This is a genomic window from Streptomyces sp. NPDC018610 (assembly GCF_044391765.1).
Lineage (GTDB): Bacteria > Actinomycetota > Actinomycetes > Streptomycetales > Streptomycetaceae > Streptomyces.
The window spans coordinates 502,120-521,607 of the sequence record NZ_JBISAL010000003.1 but is presented as its reverse complement, the minus strand read 5'-3'; the positions used below and the strand labels follow the sequence as shown (position 1 = coordinate 521,607).

17 protein-coding genes and 1 tRNA gene are annotated in these 19,488 nt (G+C 73.7%); 11 read left to right on the top strand and 7 right to left on the bottom strand.

From position 1 onward, the window contains the following. Positions 1–373: 373 nt before the first annotated feature. Both ACH5A8_RS11750 and ACH5A8_RS11745 read right to left on the bottom strand, forming a co-directional pair. Positions 374–931, bottom strand: a complete 558-nt coding sequence (locus ACH5A8_RS11750) for a SigE family RNA polymerase sigma factor (protein WP_399000602.1) — start codon at positions 929–931, stop codon at positions 374–376. A 276-nt stretch (positions 932–1,207) separates the two neighbouring features. Beyond that, positions 1,208–1,519, bottom strand: a complete 312-nt coding sequence (locus tag ACH5A8_RS11745; RefSeq protein WP_399000600.1) for a hypothetical protein — start codon at positions 1,517–1,519, stop codon at positions 1,208–1,210. Positions 1,520–1,972: 453 nt separating this feature from the next. Here ACH5A8_RS11745 and ACH5A8_RS11740 point away from each other — a divergent pair, with 453 nt between their 5' ends. Next, complete coding sequence (locus tag ACH5A8_RS11740) at positions 1,973–2,848, top strand: bifunctional DNA primase/polymerase (protein WP_399000598.1); 876 nt, start codon at positions 1,973–1,975, stop codon at positions 2,846–2,848. 341 nt (positions 2,849–3,189) lie between these two features. Here ACH5A8_RS11740 and ACH5A8_RS11735 read toward each other — a convergent pair. Beyond that, positions 3,190–3,274 (bottom strand) — tRNA-Ser (locus ACH5A8_RS11735). A gap of 63 nt (positions 3,275–3,337) precedes the next feature. After that, positions 3,338–4,891 carry a S1C family serine protease gene (locus ACH5A8_RS11730; RefSeq protein WP_399000596.1) on the bottom strand — a complete coding sequence of 518 codons (1,554 nt, stop codon included), beginning with the start codon at positions 4,889–4,891 and terminating at the stop codon, positions 3,338–3,340. Between the two features lie 257 nt (positions 4,892–5,148). Between ACH5A8_RS11730 and ACH5A8_RS11725 the strand changes: the two genes are divergently transcribed. The 3 genes from ACH5A8_RS11725 to ACH5A8_RS11715 all read left to right on the top strand — a co-directional run bounded on the left by ACH5A8_RS11725 (position 5,149) and on the right by ACH5A8_RS11715 (position 8,095). Next, entirely contained in the window at positions 5,149–5,976 is an 828-nt protein-coding gene (locus ACH5A8_RS11725; RefSeq protein ID WP_399000594.1) for a glycerophosphodiester phosphodiesterase, read from the top strand. Positions 5,977–6,200: 224 nt separating this feature from the next. Continuing rightward, a complete protein-coding gene (locus ACH5A8_RS11720; protein ID WP_399000592.1) occupies positions 6,201–6,752 on the top strand; it encodes an ATP-binding protein in 552 nt (183 codons plus the stop codon). A gap of 377 nt (positions 6,753–7,129) precedes the next feature. Then, a complete protein-coding gene (locus ACH5A8_RS11715) occupies positions 7,130–8,095 on the top strand; it encodes a DUF5926 family protein (protein WP_399000590.1) in 966 nt (321 codons plus the stop codon). Between the two features lie 273 nt (positions 8,096–8,368). Here the strand turns inward: ACH5A8_RS11715 and ACH5A8_RS11710 are convergent, their stop codons facing one another. Beyond that, positions 8,369–9,181, bottom strand: coding sequence for a hypothetical protein (locus ACH5A8_RS11710; RefSeq protein ID WP_399000588.1), 813 nt, complete (start codon positions 9,179–9,181; stop codon positions 8,369–8,371). Positions 9,182–9,236: 55 nt separating this feature from the next. Further along, the gene (locus tag ACH5A8_RS11705; protein ID WP_399000586.1) at positions 9,237–9,905 is read right to left on the bottom strand and encodes a bifunctional DNA primase/polymerase; all 669 of its coding nucleotides are present in this window, start codon (positions 9,903–9,905) and stop codon (positions 9,237–9,239) included. Positions 9,906–10,407: 502 nt separating this feature from the next. Here ACH5A8_RS11705 and ACH5A8_RS11700 point away from each other — a divergent pair. The 3 genes from ACH5A8_RS11700 to ACH5A8_RS11690 all read left to right on the top strand — a co-directional run bounded on the left by ACH5A8_RS11700 (position 10,408) and on the right by ACH5A8_RS11690 (position 15,356). Further along, the gene (locus ACH5A8_RS11700) at positions 10,408–11,958 is read left to right on the top strand and encodes a PP2C family protein-serine/threonine phosphatase (RefSeq protein ID WP_399000584.1); all 1,551 of its coding nucleotides are present in this window, start codon (positions 10,408–10,410) and stop codon (positions 11,956–11,958) included. A gap of 503 nt (positions 11,959–12,461) precedes the next feature. Continuing rightward, the gene (locus ACH5A8_RS11695; protein ID WP_399000582.1) at positions 12,462–13,919 is read left to right on the top strand and encodes an aminopeptidase P family protein; all 1,458 of its coding nucleotides are present in this window, start codon (positions 12,462–12,464) and stop codon (positions 13,917–13,919) included. Between the two features lie 72 nt (positions 13,920–13,991). Further along, positions 13,992–15,356 carry a PLP-dependent aminotransferase family protein gene (locus ACH5A8_RS11690; RefSeq protein WP_399000676.1) on the top strand — a complete coding sequence of 455 codons (1,365 nt, stop codon included), beginning with the start codon at positions 13,992–13,994 and terminating at the stop codon, positions 15,354–15,356. A 380-nt stretch (positions 15,357–15,736) separates the two neighbouring features. On the opposite strand, the gene ACH5A8_RS11685 is transcribed toward ACH5A8_RS11690, so the two are convergent. After that, positions 15,737–16,183 carry an ATP-binding protein gene (locus ACH5A8_RS11685; protein ID WP_399000580.1) on the bottom strand — a complete coding sequence of 149 codons (447 nt, stop codon included), beginning with the start codon at positions 16,181–16,183 and terminating at the stop codon, positions 15,737–15,739. Positions 16,184–16,410: 227 nt separating this feature from the next. Between ACH5A8_RS11685 and ACH5A8_RS11680 the strand changes: the two genes are divergently transcribed. The 4 genes from ACH5A8_RS11680 to ACH5A8_RS11665 all read left to right on the top strand — a co-directional run bounded on the left by ACH5A8_RS11680 (position 16,411) and on the right by ACH5A8_RS11665 (position 19,488). Beyond that, positions 16,411–17,322 (top strand): hypothetical protein, encoded by a 912-nt coding sequence (locus ACH5A8_RS11680; protein WP_399000577.1) that lies wholly within the window; start codon positions 16,411–16,413, stop codon positions 17,320–17,322. Positions 17,323–17,509: 187 nt separating this feature from the next. Then, positions 17,510–18,259, top strand: coding sequence for a YcnI family protein (locus tag ACH5A8_RS11675; protein WP_399000574.1), 750 nt, complete (start codon positions 17,510–17,512; stop codon positions 18,257–18,259). A gap of 90 nt (positions 18,260–18,349) precedes the next feature. Further along, positions 18,350–18,997 (top strand): SCO family protein, encoded by a 648-nt coding sequence (locus tag ACH5A8_RS11670; RefSeq protein WP_399000572.1) that lies wholly within the window; start codon positions 18,350–18,352, stop codon positions 18,995–18,997. An 11-nt stretch (positions 18,998–19,008) separates the two neighbouring features. After that, on the top strand, positions 19,009–19,488 hold the full coding sequence (locus tag ACH5A8_RS11665) for a copper chaperone PCu(A)C (RefSeq protein WP_399000570.1): 480 nt from the start codon (positions 19,009–19,011) through the stop codon (positions 19,486–19,488).

Genomic DNA, 19,488 nt, shown 5'->3' with positions numbered 1-19,488 from the left:
GGCGGCGGGGGCGGCGTCGTCCGCGGGGGGGGCGACCGGAGTCGCTCGGGCCGGCCGGGCCGCGTGGATCGCTCTGACCGCTCGGGGACCTGTTGCAGCCGCCCGGGGCGGGTCCGGCCTCTCGAATTCGATCGGAGCCTGCCGAAACCGGTCGAAACTGGCCGAAGTCGGTAGAGGTCGAACGGAGCCAGTAGAAGCGGGTCGGGGCCGTTCAGGCCCGGAGGATCAGGAACCCGCAGGAGCAATCAGGAGCCCACAGGAGCAGGCCTGGAGGTTCAGGAGCCCGCAGAGGACCAGAAGCCGGAGGATCAGGAGCCCACAGGAGCAGGACCAGGAGCCGGAGGATCAGGAGCCGAAGGAAGGGGGCTCGCCCTCAGCGTGCCCGTGCCAGCTCAGGGTCCTCACGCAGCTTGCCGAGCGCCCGCGACACCGCCGACTTCACCGTGCCCACGGACACGCCGAGCACCTCGGCCGTCTGCACCTCGGAGAGGTCCTCGTAATACCTGAGGACGACCATCGCCCGCTGCCGGGTGGGCAGCTTCGCGATCGCCCGCCACATGGCGTCGCGCAGCGCCTGCTGCTCCGCCGGGTCGGCGGCGCCGGGCACGGGCTCCGGTTCGGGCAGCTCGTCGCAGGCGAACTCGTCGACCTTGCGCTTGCGCCACTGCGACGTACGCGTGTTCAGCAGTGCGCGGCGGACGTAGCCGTCGAGCGCCCGGTGGTCCTCGATCCGCTCCCACGCGACGTACGTCTTGGTGAGCGCGGTCTGCAGCAGGTCCTCCGCGTCGCTCGGGTTCGCGGTCAGCGACCGGGCGGTGCGCAGCAGCATCGGCTGACGGGCCCGCATGTACGAGGCGAACGACGGATACGCCGGGCTGGGCGTCGCCGGTACGGCTGCGGTCGACGCGCCGGCGCAGACGGGTGTGGTCATGGCTCCACGCTAGGAGCGGCGCCCCCCGCGGCGGATCGCCCGGAGGTCCTGAAGCGACGTCCCCCTCAGGTTGTAGGGGTGGGGCTGACCGCACCTCCTGAAGGTGGACGAGGAGCGGCGGGGTACTGCGGGTTCCCCCCCTGGGTGACGTCACCGCGAACGCCGCGCGGCGGCGCCGAAGCACCGCCGCGCGAACGTGTGATGCGCCCCCACAAGCACACCCGCAGGAGACTCAGGGCCGGCGGTTCCCCACGACGCGCACCGGCCCGCCCCGACTCACCACAGGGGGGTGAAGTTGACGGCGAGGTTCCTGTTGCCCTGCTGGATGCCGGTGAGCGCCGAGCCGTTGACCTGGGCGGAGTTGCTCTGGTTCGAGGCGCCGGTGCCGACCGCCTGCTGCTGCGAGGTGGACGAATTGCCCCTGTTGTCGTGGCCGACACCGCTGCCGGCGACGCTCGCGGCCCCCGCATTCGATCCGTTGCCCGCGAGGGCGCCGTCGTCCGCTGCCGCGACGCCGGTGAAGAGGGCGGCGGCGAGAGGGATCGCGGTGACGGCGGCGAGGACGCGGACGGTACGGATGCTTGTCATATTGCTCCTCCAGTAAGAGGTGACACGACCGGCTGCCTTACCGGCCGTACGTGAGCCGCGGAGCCGCGCGAGACGGCTCCGGGCTTCCCGAAGTACGGCTTCCTCCGGGGCGTTCGGCCGACCGCCCCGGCGCTCTGTGACGACGTCGCGGGATCAGAGTTGCCCACCGGTCCCCGGCGTACCACCCCCAAGACCCCGATTCCCACGCAAGCGTGAGGACAGGTTGATAAACCCCTTTCGCGACGTTTCCCACCGCCGAAGCCCGCACGACGAGCCCACCCGCGCACGCGCGACGCCCCCGTCCGCCCTGGCGCCGCATGAGCCGAAACGTCCCTGCGGCGAGCCGCGCCGAGCCCGCCGGAGTCCCGCGCGAAACGGCCCGTTCCTCCTCTCCCCGGGCGTGCCGCCTCACCTCCTCTTCCCTTTTTCGAACAGACGTACGACCATCAGTACATGGCCACCATCGACCGGCAGGCCACGACGCTGGCCCTCGCGCACGCCCTGTCCGCCGCGGAACGCGGCCTGGCCGTGATCCCCCTGTCCCGGACGAAACTCCCGGCCCTGCGCTCGCCCCACCGCGACGACCCCGACCCGGGCCGGCCGCCCTGTCACGGCGAGTGCGGCCACTTCGGCCACGGCGTCCACGACGCCTCCGCCGACCCGGCACGCGTCCGCGCGCTGTTCGCGGCCGCGCCCCGGGCCACCGGCTACGGCATCGCCTGCGGGCTGCCCCCGTACCACCTGATCGGCGTCGACCTCGACACCAAGACCGGTACCGACGCCCCGGCGGCCCTGCGCGAACTGGCCCGGCGGCACCTGTTCGCCCTCCCCGCCACCGTGGTCGTCCTGACCCCCAGCGGCGGCCGGCACCTGTGGCTGAGCGGGCCGGCGGACGTCGTCGTCCCGAACTCCGCGGGCCGCCTGGCGCCCGGCATCGACATCCGGGGCGCGGGCGGCTACCTGGTCGGTCCCGGCTCCCGCACCGAACACGGCGCCTACGCCGTCGCCCCCGGCACCGCGCACCTGGCGCCCGCGCCCTGTCCGCCGGCCCTGCTGCGCCTGCTCCTGCCGCCTCCCCACCCCTCCGGCCACCCCGCGCATCCGGCCGGGGACCGGTCCGGCGGGGGCCTGGTGCGGTTCGTCCTCGGCGCGCACGAGGGGCAGCGCAACGCCCGCCTGTTCTGGGCCGCCTGCCGCGCCTACGAGAGCGGCATCGGCCCCGATCTCGTGGCCCCGCTCACCGCCGCGGCCACGACCACCGGCCTCACCGAACGCGAGGCCCGCGCGACCATCGCCTCGGCCGCCCGCAGGACGGGCCACCACCCGTGAAACCGCGGGCGGCACCCTGACCAGCCCGCCTAGGGTCTTTCGTTTGGATCAGGCCGGGTCAGGGAGCGGGGTCTGGTGGTGGGGGCCCCTCCCACGCCGTTCAGGCAGTGGGGGAACGTCGCAAGGCGGAGTAGGGCGTCATGGCGGAGCCATGGCAACCGACGACAACGCGGCATGGGTGCCCCCTGCTCGAAGAGCTCGGGGGAGCGCGGTGCCAGGGCCCGCGAGCTCGGCATGATCCAAACGAGAGGCCCTACCGACGGAAAGCAGCGGACGCGCACGTGAGGCGCACAACAAGGCGGCCCCTGACCCGATCTCTGGTCAGGGGCCGCCTCATCAAGCGGTGGGTGTGGGATTTGAACCCACGGTGACTCTCGCCACGACGGTTTTCAAGACCGTTCCCTTAGGCCGCTCGGGCAACCCACCCCGCGCCGGACGTGATCGGCGGCGCGGGGACAAGAGTAACGGGTCCGCCGGTGGTGGGGGCGGTCAGTTGTCGCCCACGCGGGAGCCGAGCGTGACGGTGGTGGTGTGCTCCTTGCCGCCGCGCTTGTAGGTGATCGCGACCTTGTCGCCCGGCTTGTGGGTCCAGATCTCACCGATGAGGGTGGGACCGGAGTCGATCACCGTGTCATCGAGCCGGGTGATGACGTCGCCGGACTTGAGGCCGGCCTTGGCGGCCGGGCCGCCCGGCTCCACCGACTGCGCCCCGCCGACGCCCTGGTCGGTGATCGTCGCGCCGCTCGAACCGTTCTCCAGGGAGACCGAGGCGCCGATCTTCGCGTAGACCGGCTTGCCGGTCTTGATCAGCTGCTGGGCGACGTACTTGGCCTGGTTGATCGGGATGGCGAAGCCCAGGCCGATCGAACCGGACTGGCCGGAGCTGCCCAGACCGCCGCTGCTGGAGGACTGGATCGCGGAGTTGATGCCGATGACCGCGCCGCGCGCGTCCAGCAGCGGACCGCCGGAGTTGCCCGGGTTGATGGAGGCGTCCGTCTGCAGGGCGCTCATGTAGGAGGCCTTGCTGTCCGAGCTGCCGTCGCTGGAGGCGACGGGACGGTTCTTCGCGCTGATGATGCCGGTCGTCACCGTGTTCGACAGACCGAAGGGCGCGCCGATGGCGATCGTCTCGTCGCCGACGGCCACCTGGTCGGAGTTGCCGAGGGCGAGCGGCTTGAGGTCCGACGGGGCGTTCTTGAGCTTGATCACGGCGACGTCGTAGCCCTGTGCGTGGCCGACGACCTCGGCGTCGTACTTCTTGCCGCTGGGGAACGTGGCGGTGAGCTTGCCGCCGTCGACGGCGTCGGCCACCACGTGGTTGTTGGTGACGATGTGGCCCTGGGTGTCGAACACGAAGCCGGTTCCGGTGCCGCCCTGGCCGTTGGTGCTCTCGGCCTCGATGGTGACGGTGCTCGGCAGCGCCTTGGCGGCCACGCCCGCGATCGAGTTCGGGTCGCGCTTGACCTGCGCGGCGCCGGTGTCGGAGGCGGAGACCGTGGTGGAACCGCTGGTGTCGTCGTGCTTCGCCAGGGTGTAGCCGAGGCCGCCGCCCAGACCGCCGGCGACCAGCGCGGCCACCAGCACCGCGGCGACCAGGCCGCCGCGCCGGCCGCGGGGCTTCGGCTCGGGGCCGGGCTGCGGGGCCGATCCCCATCCGGCGCCCCAGCCGGGCCCTTGGCCGTGACCCTCACCGGAGCCCGCGCCGTACCCCTCACCGGAGCCCGCGCCGTACCCCTCGCTGGAGCCCGCGCCGTACCCCTCACCCGCGCCGCGGTCCGCGTAGGCGGGGGTGGCGGGGGGCGGGGGCGGCCAGGAGCCGTCGGCGGGCGAGCTGCCGTAGCCGGAGGAGTCCGGGGCGGCGGCGGGACCGCCGGGGGCGGCCGGGGCGGCGGCCGGCACGTGCGGGGGCACGCTGGGCGGCGGCGGGGTGGGGGCGCCGCCCTGCGGGGCGGACGGCTGCGGGGAAGCTGCGGAAGGTTCCACCGGCACGGGAGGCGCGGACGGGGCCGGGGGTACCTCGTTGCCCTCGTTCTCGGTGCTCACAGCTCTTCTCCTCGATCCACGGCTGTTGTTGTCGGTCGCACTGGGTCACTCGCTCATGCCTGCGGACGACCCGGCGGGCTCCAGCTGTGCAGGTACATGTGTATGCAGTCAGTTTTTCCCACAGGCCGTCAGAGCACCATAAGCCGTGGCTGTGGGTCCGTCCCTGTTCCTTATATAGGTCATCTCACATGTAACGGACACCTCATCGGCACCCGTTCGCCGTCACGCCTGCCCCGCGACGGTGGCACCATGACGCGGTGACCCACGCACGGCAGCATCACCCCCAGGTCGTCGCCCACCGCGGAGCCTCCGAGGCCGCCCCGGAGCACACGCTGGCCGCCTACCGCAAAGCGATCGAGGACGGCGCGGACGCACTCGAGTGCGACGTACGCCTCACCGCCGACGGCCATCTCGTCTGCGTGCACGACCGCCGCGTCAACCGTACGTCCAACGGCCGCGGCGCGGTGTCGGCGCTCGAGCTCGCCGACCTCGCCGCGCTGGACTTCGGCGCCCTGCGGACCCGGGCCTCGTGGCGGGGCCGGGACGAGGAGCCCGACTGGGAGGTTCGCCCCGAGGACCCCGAGGACACCTCCGTCCTCACCCTGGAGCGACTGCTCGAACTCGTCGCCGACGCCGGCCGGCGGGTGGAACTGGCGATCGAGACCAAACATCCCACGCGATGGGCCGGACAGGTCGAGGAACGGCTGCTGGAGCTCCTGAAGCGGTTCGGCATGGACGCCCCGGCCTCGGCCGCCGAGTCGCCGGTCCGCGTGATGAGCTTCTCGGCGCGCTCGCTGCACCGGGTGCGCGCCGCCTCCCCGACGCTGCCGACCGTCTACCTGATGCAGTTCGTGTCGCCCCGGCTGCGCGACGGGCGCCTGCCGGCGGGGGTGCGGATCGCGGGCCCCTCCCTGCGGATCGTGCGCGGCCACCCGGCGTACGTCGAGCGGCTGAAGCAGGCCGGGCACCAGGTGCACGTGTGGACGGTGAACGAGCCGGAGGACGTCGACCTCTGCGTCGAGCTGGGCGTCGACGCCATCATCACCAACCGTCCACGCGCGGTGCTGCAACAGCTCGGCCGCTGATACGTCACCGATCCGTCGCGGACCTTGACCGGGGCGACCCGCTGCACCAAGCTCCCTTTCCGGCCACACCGATGAAATCACGCCATGTGATGACAGGGAGTGCTCCGGCGCGTTCGGTGCGTGTTCGATCGCCACCAGTGCGTCCGCGGGCGCGCGACGGCCGGTTTCCGGTTCAGGCCGATGGGGCATCCACACCGTGGCGTGGGGCGAAGGAGGTCTCGGGGGTGGCGTTGGTGGTGGCACAGGAGGTGCCCACGTCGTCGAGCATGGCCGTACCCCATGGCCCTGCGGGCGTGGGGGAAGCAAGACAGCGCATGCGCCGTCAGTTGCGCGGCGGTGGCGTGGCGGAATCGGTCATCGACGACGCCGTACTGATCCTTTCCGAACTTTTGAGCAACGCCTGCAAGCACGGCCGGCCACTGGACGGCGCGCTCGCCGGGGACGGCGACGTGCGGGCCGCGTGGCGCGTGGACGCGTGCGGCCGGCTGGTCGTCGAGGTGACGGACGGCGGCGGCCCGACCCGCCCCGCCCCGGCCACCCCCTCGGTCACCGCGCACGGCGGACGCGGGCTGAACATCATCTCCGCGCTCAGCGACGACTGGGGGGTGCGGGACGGCGTCAATGGCGAGGTCACCGTGTGGGTGGTCGTCCACGAGGACGTGCACGACCCGGACGCCGGCCATCGCCGCGACGACTTCGCCACCCGGATCACCGCCCCGCCGGTGACGGCCATCCCCGGACTGGACTTCGCGGACGCCTTCGACGATCTCGGCTGACGCGGAGCTCAGAGGGAGCAGCGAGGAGCTCAGAGGGAGCAGGCAGGGGCGGGGAGCGAGGCGGGCGCTTGTCCGTCGGCGCGCCCGCGGCAGGGGCTCCCGTCCCCGGTCCGCCGTACGCCGCTCCCGGCGTCGCCCTCGGCACACGTCCGCGCGTGTCCTGCGCGCGGCGTACGGAGCCGTCGGGCGGCGGCCGCCGGGCGGACGCGCCCCGCTCGCGCCGTTCCTTCAGCCCCATGTCCGCCCCGAGCTCCCTCCCGCCCCACGCGACTTGCGTGTCCACATTCCCCGAGTTGTCCACAGGCTCCCCGTCGTTGACGACCTGAACGACTAGGCTCCCGCCCGTACGAGACGAGCCGTAACCGGGAGACACCCAGATGGCCAAGAAGCGACCCCAGACGGGGGCCAAGCGCCCGCAGCTCACCGACGGAGAGATCCCGGTGGTCGGCGCCCGCGAGCCGTGCCCCTGTGGCAGCGGACGGCGCTACAAGGCCTGTCACGGCCGGGCCGCCGCGCACGCGGTGACCGAGCTGGTGCAGCGGCCGTTCGAAGGGCTGCCCGGTGAGTGCGACTGGGTGGCGCTGCGCGAGCTGGTCCCCGCCGCCACGGTGCCCCTGACCCTGCGCGAGGGCCTGCCCGAGGGCGTCGGGTCGGTCACGCTCGCCACGGTGCTGCCGATGGCCTGGCCCGCGCTGCGCCGCGACGACGGTTCGGTGCTGATCGGCCTGCAGAACGACACGGCGTCCGGTGACATCAGCCGGGACCTCGCCGACACCCTCCAGCGCGCCCTGACGGCCGAGCCCGGCACCCCGGTGCAGGGCCGTCGCGCCCCCGCCGAGGGCCCGCGGCTGCAGGACCTGCTCGACCTCGACGCGCCGTTCGAGCCGGTGGTGCACGAGGGCTTCGAGTTCTGGGTCCCGGACGCGGAGAACGCGACGCCGGAGGTCACCGCCTCCCTGGAGCGCGCCAACTCCGCGGCCATCCCGACCGTGCGCCTGCAGGGCGTCGACGCGGCCTACTGGTGCCGGACGCCGGAGAAGAACCACCTGCGCTGGGTCATGCCGTACCCGGAGGAGCACCTCCTGGACGCGCTCGCCCGGCTGCACGCGGCGGGCCGGTCGAACCTCGGCGAGGGCACCCGCCTCGTCGGCTCGTTCCGGGCCCACGGCCTGACGGTGCCGGTCTGGGACCTTCCCGGCGAGGTCGGCGCCCAGGAGGTGGAGAAGCCGGCCGCCGAGTTCGCCGAGCGGCTCACCGAGGCGCTGGCCGCCGAGGCCCCGCTGACCGCGGAGGAGCGCCGGGCCCGCGGCGGCCTGACCAACCGGCAGGTCACGCTCAGCTGATCCACCGGGCGAGGGGTTCGGCTGACTGGTCGGTCAGCCGGACACCTTCGCACGGAATGGCCCGCTCCGCCACAACTCCCCCTGCACAAAGGCGAGTCGGTGTCCGGAAAGGCCTCCCGGCCGGTGACTGGAAAGGCGAGATCGAATTTGCGAACCGCCGATCTCTTGTTACCGTTCGAGTAGCCCGGTTGCTGGTGCATCCCCCGTCGCCAGCAACCGGGTCTTTCCATGCGCGCGACAGTTCACCGAGCGCGGCCGCGCGTCAACCGATCGTCAACTGCCGTCATCGGCGGGGGCATTGCTGCCCGCACGCAGGAGCAGCGGTCCACGTCCGCCCGGCCGGGCGAACTCCGCGACCGCCGTGTAGCCGGCCGGCGCTCCGAGGGTGTGCTCGCGAGGGGTCTCGCACGTCTCCGGCTCGTCGTCGCCCTCCGGCGCGCACCGGATCCGCACGGTGCGGTCTCCGGGGCCCATCAGGGTCAGCGCGGCGTCCAGGGGCTCGCCGGTCGTGTTGCGGTAGTAGGCGCGCGCCCAGGTCTCCTCCCCCTGGTTCAGCACACAGGTCTGCGCCTCCACGCCGTCGGGCGAGGAGACCTCCGGGCCGCAGCGGGCGGCGGTGGCCAGTCCCACGCCGAGCAGCAGCGGGGCGCGGTGCGGCCGGACGGAGGGCACCTTGCCGTCGCCGCGCGACGAGTCACCGTGGGACGGATCGCCGTGCGAGGGATCGCCACCGGGCAGATCACCGTCTTCGCGCGACCGACCGCCTCGGCCGTCCTTCAGGTCGTCGTCGCCTCGCAGGGAGCGCACGGCGGACCACACGGACGTACCGCCCTGGCCGCCCGCCCGGCCCGCGGGCACGGTGGCGGCCTGTCCGCCCGCCCGGCCCGCGGTCGCCGTGCCCCGATCGTCCGCCCGGCCCGCGGCCACGACGTCGCGGTCGTCCACCAGGTCCGCGGACGCGACGGCCGGCGGCAGCACGGCGGCGCACACCACGACGCCCGCGAGGGCGAGCAGTCGGACTCGTCGGGGGTCGGGCCCGCCGCGCAGCGGCGACCGGCTTCCGTCTTCCTCGGGCTGACGCAGCATAAAGGGAAGATAACGACCAGAACGGGCGCTCGGGTCCACGCGCGCCCGACGCCCCCTACAACTCGGGCGCGCTCACACCCGTACGAGTGAGGGCGTCCACGACGGCGTCCACCACGGCCTCCACGTCGGGCACCCAGGGCGCGGCGGAGTCCGGCAGCGGCGCGCGCTCCCAGCGGATGAGTCCGGCGCCGGTCTCGGAGGGCGGCAGGGCGAGGTAGCCGCCCTCGCCGTGGAAGCGGAGCGAGCCGGGCACGAAGTCCTTGGCGTAGAGCAGTTCGCCGAGCTGCTCCATGGAGTACGGCTTCACGAGGATCGACCAGCGCGCGGGCGAGGCGACGACCGGGCCGAGCCGCATGCCGGCGCGGTCGAGCGCGGCCAGCGCGCGGGCGGCGCCGAGGGCGGGCAGGCTCACCGCGCAGGGCGCCTGGCCGCCGGTCGCCAGGACGATCGGCGCGGCCGGCCGGTTGGTCCACCACCAGCGCACCATCCGGGCGTCCGTGGTGGCGGCGAGGAGCCCCGGGTCGAAGGGGTGCGCGCCGGGCACCGTGCACTCCGCGTCGGGGCAGCCGCACCGGCCCGGCCGGCGTGGGTCGGGCGCCACGCCCGGCACCACCGGCCATTGCCACCGGGTCGCGAAGGTCAGGGCCGCCGCTCCGATCGGCTCGGGCCCGCCGTCACCGCGCCGGGACAGGAGCCTGCGTCGCCTTCCGGGGATCTCGCGCATGAGCGCTCGTCCTTTCCGTTGCACCGCTGGCAACACCGTGGTCACATCACACCATGTGTCGATCACTTCACTGTGCGTACCTGATGGCGCATCACACCCCTGCCTGCGGGCACGGGAAACCCCTATGGGTCGAGCACTGGCTGCTTCCATGGCAGCCCCGTCCGTACCGCGACGTGCGGGAGTACGGGCGTGGCGTGGGGTGGCGGAGCCTGGCGATTCGTCGTCGTGCGTTCTGCTCTCCGCCGCCGTCACGCGAGGATGGGGCACGGTCGTCGGTGGATAGGACGCCCGGGTCCGTCGCCGGGTTCCGGGTGGCTGCCAACCACCCCCGGCCTTCTCCGAGTACGTACCCATCACGACCGCTGTGACGCTCTGTGGAGCAAACCCAGTCGACCGCAATAGGCCGTTACCCGAGGCAGTTTCAAGCCAACTTCGTTGTTGCGCAAGAGGTCCGGAGGAACACCCGGCAGGGCTCTCTGACACCAGGAATCCCAGCAGGACAATGCTGGACATCCCCTCACGAGTGCGTGTACATGTGGAGACACTGCCGGCGGCGCAGAATGACATGGGGGTTCGCGATGCTTTTGAGCAGTACGCACCGGTCGGAAAGCCGGACGCCATGAACGCCCCTCACCCCTCGAAAGTGGCCGGAATCGATTCAACGGTCCCCGCACCGGCACACACTGTCGCACCCGCGCCCTCGGCTCCCGGTACGGTCCCGGCCACCGCCCCGGCGACCGGCGACGACGGCCCGCACGCCCCCCATCCGCCGGGCGCCCTGCTGCAGGACCGGCTCGCGGGCTGGATCTCCGACCTCACGACCCTGCACGAGCTCACCGAGCGGCTGGCCCGCACGAACAGGCTCGACGCCGCCCTGAAGGAACTGCTGCGCGCCGGCGCCGCCCTCGTGGGCGCCCGGCGCGGACTCGTCGTCCTGGAACCCGACGACGGCCTCGGCCCCGACACCACCGTCGGCCTGGGCCTGGCCCGCGCCGACCTCGGACACATCGAGACCGTGCCCCGCGGCGCCATGCCCTACGGCGCGCTCCTGGACACCGCCGCCGGACTGCCCGGCGGCGCGGCCGAGATCGTGTGCCCCGACCTGTTCGCCGAGGAGGGCCTCGACGCCCGTCACCGCGAGGTGGCCGTCCGCCTCGGCTACGCCGCCGGCTACGCGCTGCCCCTGACCACCGAGCCCGCCGGCCGCCTCGGCGCGGCCGTGTGGCTCTACGACGAGCCCGCCGAGCCGGGCGAGCGGCAGCGCCACCTCGCCGGCCTCTACGTCCGCTTCGCCACCGAACACCTGGCCCGCCTGCTGGAGGGCGAGCGCACGCGCGCGTGCATGGCGACGGTCTACGAGGAACTGCTGCCCTCCCGGCTGCCCCGGATCCCCGGCGTCCAGCTCACCGCGCGGCACCGCACCGGCCCGCGCGGCGGCGGCGACTGGTACGACGCGCTGCCCCTGCCCGACGCCGCGCTCGGTCTCGCCGTCGGCTCCGTCACCGGATCCGGGCCCGGCGCCGTCGCCGCGATGGGGCGGCTGCGGGCGTCCCTGCGGGCGTACGCGGTCATGGAGGGCGAGGACCCCGTCGCCGTCCTCTCGGACCTGGAGCTGCTGCTGCGGCTGACCGAACCCGCCCGCTGCGCCACCGCCCTGTTCGCGTACTGCGAGCCCGCGCTGCGCCGGGTCACCCTGGCCGGCGCCGGGCACAGCCCGCCCCTGCTGGTCGGCGAGCGGCGCACCGAGTTCGTCGAGACGACCGTGTCCGCGCCGCTGGGCATGCTCGCCTGCTGGGAGGCGCCGAGCGTGGAGTTCCAGGTGGCGCCGGGCGAGACGGTGCTGCTCTACACCGACGGGCTGCTGCACCGCACCGGCGATCCCGTCGACCGGGCCTTCGCCCGCCTGCACGCGGCCGCGGCGTGCGTCCCGCGCGCGGCGCGCCACGATCCCGGCGCCGTCGCCGACCACGTGCTGCGCACGGTGCTGCCGGACGGCCTCGACGTCACCGACGGCACGGAGGACGTGGCCCTCCTGGCAGCCCGCTTCGAGTAGGGCCGACACGGAGCACGGGCCGGGACCCACCGGCCACACCCGGGCCCGGGCCGCCTGCCGGCCCGGCCAGGACCGGCCGGCCCCGGCCCCGGACCAAATCCCGAGCGTCGGCCCCGGCCCGGGCTCCTGTCGGACCCGACAGGGAGGACCCGGCAGGAAGCGCTCCGCTCGGCCGCGGTCGATCACGGCGCGGGTTTCGTCGGCTCGGGGCCGGGCGCCCCGCCTGCGGTTCGCCGTCCGGCCGAGGGGCGGGATTCCGCCGAGCGGTTCGCCTGCGGCCGCAGCCGCGATCTCGCCGTCCGGCGCGGGGAGCGGGGACCGTCGGCCGGGCTGCCCGGTGATTTCGCCGCGCGGTCCGAGGGGCGGGGCCCTCCCGCGCGGGCGGGGTCGGGATGTCGCCGTCCGGTCCGGAGGGCGGCGGTAAGAGGTGCGACCGCCTCGGGCCCCCTTCCGCACGACCGTACGATGGGGAGTGGTCCAGTGCCGTATCGAGGAGGAAGACCGTGGCGGAGGAGCTGCCGGAGACCCCGGAGACTGCCGAAGAAGAGCCGATCAAGCAGCGCAAGAACGGCCTGTACCCGGGCGTGTCCGACGAGCTCGCCGAGAACATGAAGTCCGGCTGGGCCGACACCGAGCTGCACGGTCTGGAGCCGGTCGCGCAGGCGGAGCACACCGCCCGCCGCCGCGCGGAGCTGTCCGCGCGCTTCCCCGGTGAGCGCCTGGTCGTCCCCGCCGGCAACCTGAAGACCCGCTCCAACGACACCGAGTACTCCTTCCGGTCGTCGGTGGAGTACGCGTACCTGACCGGCAACCAGACCGAGGACGGCGTCCTGGTCCTGGAGCCCGGCGCCGACGGCCACCGGGCGACGATCTACCTCCTGCCCCGCTCCGACCGGGAGAACGGCGAGTTCTGGCTCTCCGGGCAGGGCGAGCTGTGGGTCGGCCGCCGCCACTCCCTCACCGAGGCCGAACACCTGTACGGCATTCCGGCTTCCGACGTGCGTGAGCTGCCGGAGAAGCTGCGGGAGGCCACCGGCCCGGTCCGCGTCGTGCGCGGCTACGACGCCGGCATCGAGGCGGCCCTGACCGACAAGGTCACCGCCGAGCGCGACGAGGAGCTGCGCGTCTTCCTCTCCGAGGCCCGCCTCGTCAAGGACGAGTTCGAGGTCGGCGAGCTGCAGAAGGCCGTCGACTCCACCGTGCGCGGCTTCGAGGACGTGGTGAAGGTCCTCGACAAGGCCGAGGCCACCAGCGAGCGCTACATCGAGGGCACGTTCTTCCTCCGCGCGCGCGTGGAGGGCAACGACGTCGGCTACGGCACCATCGCCGCCGCCGGACCGCACGCCTGCACGCTGCACTGGGTGCGCAACGACGGTCCGGTCCGCTCCGGCGACCTGCTCCTGCTGGACGCCGGCGTCGAGACGCACAGCCTCTACACCGCCGACGTCACGCGCACGCTGCCCGTCAGCGGCACGTACAGCGAGATCCAGAAGAAGGTCTACGACGCCGTGTACGAGGCCCAGGAGGCCGGTATCGCGGCGGTCAGGCCCGGCGCCAAGTACCGCGACTTCCACGACGCCGCGCAGCGCGTGCTGGCCGAGAGGCTCGTCGAGTGGGGCCTCGTCGAGGGCCCGGTGGAGCGGGTGCTGGAGCTGGGTCTGCAGCGCCGCTGGACCCTGCACGGCACCGGTCACATGCTCGGCCTGGACGTGCACGACTGCGCCGCCGCGCGCACCGAGACGTACGTCGAGGGCACGCTGGAGCCCGGCATGGTCCTCACGGTCGAGCCCGGCCTGTACTTCCAGGCCGACGACCTGACGGTCCCCGAGGAGTACCGCGGCATCGGCGTCCGCATCGAGGACGACATCCTCGTCACCGAGGACGGGAACCGTAACCTCTCGGCGGGCCTGCCGCGCCGTTCCGACGAGGTCGAGGCCTGGATGGCGCGGCTCAAGGGCTGATACGGAGGTGACGGCCGGGCGCCCGCGGGGTGCCCGGCCGTTCACGTGCCCAGGGGGAGGGTTTTCGTGGACGTGGACGACTTCTGGTCCGGTGTCGGGGTGGATCTGCACCTGGAACCGGACGCGGCGGCGGGCCGCCGGGCGGGGCTGGAGAAGGCCCTCCGCGACGCCGTGCGGGACGGGCGGCTGGCGCCGGGGGCCCGGCTGCCCGCGACCCGGCGGCTGGCCGGTGAACTCGGCATCTCGCGGGGCACCGCGAAGGCCGCCTACGACCAGCTGGTCGCGGAGGGGTATCTGACCGCCCGGCAGGGCTCGGGCACCCGGGTCGCCGCGCTGCCGGCCGTCGGCGCCGAGGAGCCGGGCGCGGCGGCACGCGCGCGGGCTCCCCGCTTCGACCTGCGGCCGGGCAGCCCGGACGTGGGCGCGTTCCCGGCGGCGGCCTGGCTGCGGGCGCTGCGCCGGGCCATCGCGACGGCGCCCTCACTGGCGTACGACTACGGCGACCCGCGCGGGCGGATCGAGCTGCGCACGGCGCTCTCGGGCTACCTGGGGCGGGCGCGCGGGGTGATCGCGCCGCCGGAACGGATCGTGATCACCTCCGGGTACGTGCAGGGGCTGGCGCTGCTGACCCGGGTGCTGGACGGCGGCGCCGTCGCCATGGAGGACCCCGGGCTGCCCTTCCACCGCGAGGTGGTGCGGCGGGGCGGCGGCGACGTGGCGCCGGTCCGGGTCGACGAGCGCGGCGTGTGCGTGCGGGACCTCGGCGACGAGCGGGCCGTCGTCGTCACCCCGGCCCACCAGTACCCGACCGGTGTGACGCTGCACCCCGAGCGGCGGCGGGCGCTGACCGACTGGGCACGCGCGCGGGACGCCCTGATCGTCGAGGACGACTACGACGGCGAGTTCCGCTACGACCGCCAGCCCGTGGGCGCGCTGCAGGGCATGGCGCCGGGTCAGGTCGCCTACCTCGGCACCGCGTCCAAGACGCTCGGTCCGGCCCTGCGGCTGGGCTGGATGGTGCTGCCGCCGCACCTGGTCGACGCGGTGGCCGACGCCAAGCTCCACAGCGACCACCACACCGAGTCCATCGGCCAGCTCGCGCTCGCCGAGCTCATCGACAGCCACGCCTACGACCGGCACATACGCGCGTGCCGGCTGCGCTACCGGCGCCGCCGGGACCAGCTCCTGGACCGGCTGGGCCCGCGCCGGGTGCGCGGGATCGCCGCCGGGCTGCACGCCCTGATCGACGTCGCCGACGAGGCCGCCGTACTGGAGCGCGCCGGGACGAGGGGCCTGGCGGTCGGCCGGCTCGGCGACCACTGGCACAGCCCGCGCGAGAACCGGCCGCAGGGCCTGATCGTGGGCTACGGCACCCCCAGGGAGCGGCTGTACCCGGAGGCGCTGGACGCACTGGCGGAGGTACTGGACGAAGCGTGAGGCGCGCCGCACGGCACGGTTCGCCCGCCGACGCGGGCCTCCGGGTGCGCGACGGTCCTGAGGGCGGCTTCCCCGGCCTTCCCGGAATCCCCGGCCGCCCTGCCGCCTGCCGGGCCGCCGTCGACGCGGGCCGCCGCGCCGGACGTTCGCCTGCGGCGGGCCGGCGCCACCGGGTTCGGGCCGCGAACGGGGACCGTCCCACCTTTTCGGCCGAACCGGGGCCCGTCCCGCCAAGTTCCCTGACGGATCGGAGACCCGTCCCACCGGGCTCGGCAGCTCCGGGGCACGACCCGCGCGGCTCCGACAGCGCCGGGGCCCCTCCCGCCGGCTTCCGGCCCGCCGCACGCCCCGCTCCGCCGGGCGTCAGCGCCGCCGGGTGCCTACACCGCCACCAGCGGAGCGTCCTCGCGCCACTTGAGGATCTTGTCGAAGCTCACCACCGCGCCGCCCCGCCCCGGCCGGTTGCGGAAGTGGACGTGATCGGCGAGTTCCTGGATGAGGCACATGCCCCTGCCGTGCTCGGCCTCGGCGTGCGCGGCACGGGCCGGGGCACGGCGTACGCCGGCGGGGAAGCCGGGCCCCGCGTCGGCCACCTCGATCCGGCACTTCTCCCCGTCGAGGTACGCGGTGACGCGGAACGCCTCCGAGCAGTCGGCGTCCCCGCCGTGCTCGACGGCGTTCGCACAGGCCTCGCTCAGGGCGACGGACAGGTCGTAGGAGACGTCCGGGTCGACGCCCGCGGTCTCCATGGTGCCGAGCAGGAGCCGCCTGGCCAGCGGCACACTCGCAGCGTCACGCCGCAGATGGAGCGACCACCAGATGCTCATGCTCTCCAGCCTCCCGGCCGCGGCTCGACATACCGTTACGTATTGCCCGGAGCACTCGAACGTAAGCACACAGTTCGCACCCGGCCGCCCGATCGGCGGATGTGACCGGGGCGGGATCGGTGTATGCGCGACGGCCGACCGGCCGAAAACGGGACGTACACGTACGTACCTCATTTCGCGGACCTGCCGTACGGAGCGCGGGGGGTCGGTGGGATGATGAGCCCGCCATGACTGCCCCCCACGCGCGCACGGCACCCGCCGGACGCGATCTGCGCATGCTGCGGGCCGCGGTGTTCGCCGCGGTCTGCGTCGTGCTGGCCGCGGCCGGGCACACACTGGCCTCCTGCGCCACGGTCCCGCTGTGGACGCTGGGCGTGGGGTTCCTGGGCTCGCTCGTCCTCGTGGCGCCGCTCGCCGGCCGGGCCCGGTCGCTGCCGGGGATCGCGGCACTGCTCGCGGTCGGCCAGACGGTGCTGCACACGCTGTTCGGGCTGGGGCAGCACGGCATGGGCGGCACGGTGTCCGACGGCATGTCCATGGGTTCGACGGGTTCCATGACGTCCATGGGCTCCATGGCGTCGACGGGGTCCGCGGGAACCGCGGCGTCCACGGCGTCCCTGGGGCACCTGCACGCACTGTCCGACGCCGCGCTCGTGGAGCGGGCCGCGCGCTACGTGTGCGGCGGCACCGCGGCGGCGATCAGCCCCGCCCGGGCCTACCGGATCCTCGTCGACGCGCACCTCTACGACGGCCCCGCCCCGAGCGCCGCGCACCACCCGGCGGACGCCCTGTCCACGGCGGGTTCGGCGGCTTCGCTGCTGCCGTCCCTGCCCATGCTCCTCGGCCACCTGCTCGCCGCGCTCGCGGCGGGCTGGCTGCTGCGCCGCGGGGACCTTGCCCTGCTGCGGCTGATCGAACTGTCGGCGCACGGTGTCGCCGAAGGCGCGCTCATGCGGTCCCTGCGCGGGGCGCTCGCGCTGGTGCGCGCCCTGTGCGCCGGTCTGCCCACGGCACCCGGAACGGGTCCGCGCTTCTCGCGCGCCACCGATTCCGCGCCGCTCGCACCCCCCACCACCGCGCTCCTGCACACGGTGATCCGGCGCGGCCCGCCCGCCGCCGCCCTCGTCCTCGCCGCCTGACGCGACGCGACCAGCACCCCACCGAGTTCACCGGGCCCGCCGAACGGGTCTCCGCCGGAGGGAGCGGGCCGCCGTCGCGCGGCACGCACGCGTGCCCGTTTCCGGGAAGGTCCACATGGTCGGCCCGTCCCAGGCACGCGTACACCCCTTCTCACCGGAACCCACTCGTACAGGAGTGCTCTTCGCCATGAAGAACATCAGCCGCAAGACCTCTCGTCTCGTCACCGTCGGCGCCCTCGCCGGCACCGCCGTCCTCGCCGTGTCCGTCCCGGCGTTCGCGCACGTCACCGTGCAGCCGGAGGGCGCGGCCGCCAAGGGCGGTTACGCGGTCGTCGACTTCAAGGTCCCCAACGAGCGGGACAACGCCTCCACGACCAAGCTGGAGGTCAACCTCCCCGCCGACCACCCGCTGGCCTCGGTGATGCCGCAGCCGGTCGACGGCTGGAAGATCCAGGTCACCAAGTCCACCCTGGCCAAGCCCCTGGAGATGCACGGCAAGAAGATCACCGAGGCGGTCACCAAGGTCACCTGGACCGCCGACGGCAAGGGCATCGAGCCGGGCTACTTCCAGAAGTTCCCGCTCTCCCTCGGCGCGCTGCCCGAGGACACCGACCAGCTCGTCTTCAAGGCCCTGCAGACGTACTCCGACAAGGAGGTCGTCCGCTGGATCGAGGTCCAGCAGAAGGGCCAGGACGAGCCCGACAACCCGGCGCCCACGCTGCGGCTGACCGCGGCGGCCGACGGCGACGCCCACAGCGCGTCGGCCCAGGACGCCACCGGCTCCACCGACGCCAAGCCCGCCGCGCAGAACACCGCCGCCGCCGAGAGCGGCAGCGACACCACCGCCCGCGTCCTCGGCGTCGTGGGCATCGTGGTCGGCGCGGCGGGCGTGGCCTACGGCGTGTTCGCCGGCCGCCGGCGGACCACCGCCGCCTGATCCGCCGCTCCGCAGCGCGCACCGGGGTCGTGCGACTCTTGCGTACGACCCCGGTGCGCGCCGGATTTCTCACTTCTGGGACATTTCTCTATGCGCAAGAAGACGTTCGCCGCGACGGCGCTGCTCGCCGCCGCCATGATGGCCCTCTCCGCCTGCGACAGCGGCGGCAGCGACAAGCCCGCCACCGTCGTCGCCGAGGAGACCTCGCAGCAGGCCGCCACGGTCCTCGACCAGCCGTTCGACAAGCCCGATCTGGTGCTCACCGACACGCACGGCGAGAAGTACGACCTCCGCAAGGAGACCGCGGGCCGGCCCACGCTCCTCTACTTCGGCTACACCCACTGCCCCGACATCTGCCCGCTGACGATGAACAACCTCGCGGTCGCCAAGAAGGCGCTGCCCAAGGCCGAGCAGGACAAGCTGCGGGTGGTGTTCGTCACCACCGATCCGGCCCGTGACACCCCCGCCGAGCTCGGCAAGTGGCTGAACGGCATCGACGCGCAGTTCGTGGGCCTGACCGGCGACTTCGCCACCATCCAGGCCGGGGCGCGCAGCGTCGGCATCGCCATCGAGCCGACGAAGAAGGACAAGAACGGGAAGCTCGTCTCCGTGCACGGCACCCAGGTGATCGCCTTCTCGCCGAAGACGGACGCCGGGTACGTGGTCTACGGCGAGGACACCACCGTCGACGACTTCACCAAGGACCTCCCCAAGCTCGTCAAGGGGCAGAACCCGTGAGGCGACCCGCGATGACGGCCGCACTGACGGCGGGCGCGCTGACCGGCACGCTCCTGCTGACCGGCTGCGGCGGCCCGGCCTCCGCGTCCGGCGACGACTCCTCCGCCTCCGGTGCGAAGGCGGACCTGTCCGTCAGCTCCGCCTACATGCCCCAGCCGGTCTCGGACACGATGGCGGCCGGCTTCCTGACGATCGTCAACGACGGCGGCGCCGACGACGAACTGACCTCGGTCACCAGCGATGCCGCCGGCTCCGTCACCATGCACCGGACCGTCGGCGGGGCGATGCGGGAGGCCGACCGCCTCACCGTGCCCGCGCACGGCCGGCTCGTGTTCAGGAGCGGCGGCGACCACCTGATGTTCGACGGGATGAAGCGCAAGCCCGTCGAGGGCCAGTCGGTCGACGTCGAACTGCACTTCGCCAGGTCCGGTGAGCTGAAGGTCGAGATGCCGGTGAAGCCGGCCACGTACAACCCCGCGACCGGCCACTGA

Coding starts and splice junctions, on each gene's coding strand:
- ACH5A8_RS11745 (WP_399000600.1), bottom strand. CDS start 1,519: ATGACAAGCATCCGTACCGTCCGCGTCCTCGCCGCCGTCACCGCGATC.
- ACH5A8_RS11740 (WP_399000598.1), top strand. CDS start 1,973: ATGGCCACCATCGACCGGCAGGCCACGACGCTGGCCCTCGCGCACGCC.
- ACH5A8_RS11710 (WP_399000588.1), bottom strand. CDS start 9,181: ATGCTGCGTCAGCCCGAGGAAGACGGAAGCCGGTCGCCGCTGCGCGGC.
- ACH5A8_RS11700 (WP_399000584.1), top strand. CDS start 10,408: ATGCTGGACATCCCCTCACGAGTGCGTGTACATGTGGAGACACTGCCG.
- ACH5A8_RS11750 (WP_399000602.1), bottom strand. CDS start 931: ATGACCACACCCGTCTGCGCCGGCGCGTCGACCGCAGCCGTACCGGCG.
- ACH5A8_RS11715 (WP_399000590.1), top strand. CDS start 7,130: ATGGCCAAGAAGCGACCCCAGACGGGGGCCAAGCGCCCGCAGCTCACC.
- ACH5A8_RS11685 (WP_399000580.1), bottom strand. CDS start 16,183: ATGAGCATCTGGTGGTCGCTCCATCTGCGGCGTGACGCTGCGAGTGTG.
- ACH5A8_RS11665 (WP_399000570.1), top strand. CDS start 19,009: ATGACGGCCGCACTGACGGCGGGCGCGCTGACCGGCACGCTCCTGCTG.
- ACH5A8_RS11705 (WP_399000586.1), bottom strand. CDS start 9,905: ATGCGCGAGATCCCCGGAAGGCGACGCAGGCTCCTGTCCCGGCGCGGT.
- ACH5A8_RS11670 (WP_399000572.1), top strand. CDS start 18,350: ATGCGCAAGAAGACGTTCGCCGCGACGGCGCTGCTCGCCGCCGCCATG.
- ACH5A8_RS11675 (WP_399000574.1), top strand. CDS start 17,510: ATGAAGAACATCAGCCGCAAGACCTCTCGTCTCGTCACCGTCGGCGCC.
- ACH5A8_RS11680 (WP_399000577.1), top strand. CDS start 16,411: ATGACTGCCCCCCACGCGCGCACGGCACCCGCCGGACGCGATCTGCGC.